At 62.6% G+C, this 2886-nt stretch carries 5 protein-coding genes; 1 reads left to right on the top strand and 4 read right to left on the bottom strand.

Features of this window, described 5'->3' with window-relative positions; all coding sequences use genetic code 11:
* Positions 1 to 5 precede the first annotated feature (5 nt).
* Together B3873_RS00740 and infA are read right to left on the bottom strand one after the other, a co-directional pair.
* Positions 6 to 263 (bottom strand): hypothetical protein, encoded by a 258-nt coding sequence (locus B3873_RS00740; RefSeq protein WP_134221162.1) that lies wholly within the window; start codon positions 261 to 263, stop codon positions 6 to 8.
* A 122-nt stretch (positions 264 to 385) separates the two neighbouring features.
* Positions 386 to 649, bottom strand: a complete 264-nt coding sequence (gene infA / locus B3873_RS00735) for a translation initiation factor IF-1 (protein WP_006713209.1) — start codon at positions 647 to 649, stop codon at positions 386 to 388.
* A gap of 204 nt (positions 650 to 853) precedes the next feature.
* On the opposite strand from infA, the gene B3873_RS00730 reads away from it, so the two are divergent.
* Entirely contained in the window at positions 854 to 1114 is a 261-nt protein-coding gene (locus B3873_RS00730; protein WP_286863545.1) for a hypothetical protein, read from the top strand.
* 44 nt (positions 1115 to 1158) lie between these two features.
* Here the strand turns inward: B3873_RS00730 and B3873_RS00725 are convergent, their stop codons facing one another.
* Both B3873_RS00725 and B3873_RS00720 read right to left on the bottom strand, forming a co-directional pair.
* Entirely contained in the window at positions 1159 to 2202 is a 1044-nt protein-coding gene (locus B3873_RS00725; RefSeq protein ID WP_286863544.1) for an ABC transporter substrate-binding protein, read from the bottom strand.
* Positions 2199 to 2886 (bottom strand): NAD(P)/FAD-dependent oxidoreductase (locus B3873_RS00720; RefSeq protein WP_286863543.1); only part of this gene is annotated, 688 nt, incomplete at its 5' end. The genes B3873_RS00720 and B3873_RS00725, both read right to left, overlap by 4 nt.

Below are 2886 nucleotides of genomic sequence, written 5' to 3'. Positions count from 1 at the left end.
GCAATTCACTTCAGCCAATCCCCATCCAGCGCCGGATCAAGATTGTCGATCACCGCCCGCGCCCAACCCATGCCGCGCTCCACGGCCAGTAGCGCGCTATCGAACCGGCCAGGCAGCTGGCGGCGCGGAAACAGGGGCGGCGCCAGCCCGCCGCTGTCGGCGATATGAACTTCAGCAACCTCCCACAAGCCACCCTCGCCCTGACAGCGCAGTGAAATGTGAAAGCCCTTGTACTGCTCCTGATGAGTGACCGGAGCTTGCATATTTTTTTTCTTTCGCAAAACCGATCATGGGAGGGCGCATACCGTCGTGAAGGACAGGCGGGCCGGAGGGCATCAGGCGGCGCACCACGCCATTGGGCGTGGGAGGGATGCGCCGCGCGATCTCAGCGGCGACGGAAACCCGGACGGGGGCCGCTGGGGCCGCGCTGTTCCAGGTGACGGAAGATGATGCGACCCTTGTTCAGGTCGTAGGGAGACAGTTCCAGCGTGACCTTGTCGCCCGCCAGGATCTTGATGAAATTCTTCTTCATGCGACCAGCCGTATAGGCGATCAGCGAATGGCCGTTGTCCAGCGCCACGCGGAAACGCGAGTCGGGGAGGACTTCGGAGACTTGTCCTTGCATTTCGATCAGTTCTTCTTTTGCCATTTTCTCTTTCTTGTGCGTGAGCACGCGACCTCACGGAGGAAGGGCTCGGGGATTTGCAATCTCTGGCTTTGACGACTGGCCACGCCATGGGGAGGCCGGGAGCGTTAAGGTCGGAGGACAGTTGAACCCGCTGGCGGCGAGACCGGCAGCGCAGTTTCTTTACTCGGGGAAGCGGATGAAGATGCGAATCACGCGGATTGCAAGATGCTGTACGACAAGGCGCGTGGGGATCAGGATTTCCGCTCGGTTCTTGAGCGATCCATGCATTATACGCGATTTTTGCCCTACCCGCCACTGCGCGCCTCGGGACAGTCTGCTGTGGTTTATCTGCGCCATTGCACAATCGACATCGATTTATCGATGTCACAGATAAACAAAAATGGGGATCACGCGCCATCAGCGCAAAAAAAACGCCACCGCGCAGGTGGCGTAAAAAACTACCAGAGGTTCTGCAATATCATATAAATCATTTACGCATTCCTGCGTTTCAGGCCGACGAGCTGCCGATCTTATCGCTCAATGGTGCGGCTCCAGCGCGTATTCCACACGGCGCGATTCTTGTTGATCTCATCCCAGTCCACCGCGCGCGCGGCCTTGACGAAGCCATTCATGCGCGCCTGCTCGGCCGCGGCCGTGCCGCTGACCTGGACCTTGGTATTGGTCGGGTTGTAGTTGCCGTTTTCCAGCGCCAGTGCTTGCGCCTGCGGCGAGAGCAGATAGGCCGCCAGCTCCTGCGCCAGCTGCGGCTCGGTGTTGTTGGCGATCACGCACTGCGCCACCATCAGCACGATGGCGCCTTCCTTGGGCTGCACGTATTCCACCGGCACGCCCTTGCTCTTCAAGAGCGTCGATTGCGTGGGCGTGTAAGGGAACAGGGCCGCTTCGCCGGTCTGTGCCATCTCGGAAATCTTGGCCGAATTGGAGATGTACTCCAGCACATTGGGCCCGATGGTCGAGGGCCAGGCCTTGAAGCCGGGATCGACGTTGGCATCCGTGCCGCCCTTGAGCTGGTTGAAGGCGAGGAAGGCATGCAGCCCGAAGGTGGACGAAGGCAGCGACTGGAACACCACGCGCCCCTTGAGCTTGGGATCGGCCAGGTCGAGCCACGAGGTCGGGGGTGCCCAGCCCTTCTCGGCATAGACCTTGGTGTTGTAGGCCAGGCCGGTGACGCTGATGGTCACGCCGGTAGCCAGGTCATCCTTGATGTGCGCCACCGGCAGCAGGTTGGCCAGGTTGGGATTGGGCTTCTGCTTCTCGCACAGGCCCATGCCGACGGCACGATACATCACGCCATCGTCCAGGAACATCAGATGCATCTGCGGCTTGTCCTTGGCGGCCTGGGCCTTGGCCAGGATGTCGGCCGAGCCGCCGGGCACCACGGCAATCTTGACGTTGTACTTCTGCTCGAAGGGAGCGAACACCGCTTGCGTGAAGGTCTTCTCCATGTTGCCGCCATTCATGCCGACGTACAGCGTGCGGGTCTGCGCCTGCACCTGGGTAGCGGTGGCGGCCAGCAACAGTGCAAGGGCAGCGGTGCGGGAAAGCGACATCATGAGATCTTCCTTTCAGGGTGGGAGGACAACAGGTCGACAGCGTCGGAACGTGGCGGCAGGAAACGGCCAATCGAGAAAGCATCCAGCGCGATGGTGCTGCGGCCATGCAGTACCAGCTCGGCCAGCGCCTCACCGGCAGCCGGCCCGATCTGGAAACCGGCACCGCAGAAACCGAAGCCATGCAGCAGGCCCAGTTGCGTAGTGCTGGGGCCGATCACCGGATGGTGGTCCGGCAGGTAGCCTTCCACCCCGCTCCAGCTGCGGATGATGTGGACATGGCGCAGCGCCGGCAGCAAGGCCGCCGCCTGCGGCAGCAGCCCGAGGATGGAATCGTGCGAGGCGCGGGCGCGCAGTTCATCCTGCTCGTAGCCCCGGCCGCCACCCAGCACCACGTTGCCGCGCGCCACCTGGCGGCAGTAGATGGAGCCGCCCTCCACGCCCAGGCTCCAGGGCAGGAAGTGGGGAATCGGTTCGGTCACCACCATGCTGGGGTGGCCGCTGGTCAGGGGGACGGTCTCGCCAAAAGATTGCGCCACGCGATTGGCCCAGGCACCGGCGCAATTGATGAGCACTTCCGCACGCACTTGCAAGGGTTCGCCGCCCTGCCGCGCTTCGGCCACGAAGTCGCGGCCATCGTGGCCCACCTGCATGACTTCGCAACGCTCGATCACGGTCGCGCCCGCC

Origin of the sequence: Herbaspirillum sp. UBA812 (assembly GCF_002296545.1) — a bacterium.
Classification (GTDB): domain Bacteria; phylum Pseudomonadota; class Gammaproteobacteria; order Burkholderiales; family Burkholderiaceae_D; genus Herbaspirillum; species Herbaspirillum huttiense.
The sequence above is the reverse complement of the archived record's forward strand: the minus strand, read 5'-3'. Positions and strand labels throughout refer to the sequence as shown.

Coding starts and splice junctions, on each gene's coding strand:
- B3873_RS00740 (WP_134221162.1), bottom strand. CDS start 263: ATGCAAGCTCCGGTCACTCATCAGGAGCAGTACAAGGGCTTTCACATT.
- infA (WP_006713209.1), bottom strand. CDS start 649: ATGGCAAAAGAAGAACTGATCGAAATGCAAGGACAAGTCTCCGAAGTC.
- B3873_RS00730 (WP_286863545.1), top strand. CDS start 854: ATGCTGTACGACAAGGCGCGTGGGGATCAGGATTTCCGCTCGGTTCTT.
- B3873_RS00725 (WP_286863544.1), bottom strand. CDS start 2,202: ATGATGTCGCTTTCCCGCACCGCTGCCCTTGCACTGTTGCTGGCCGCC.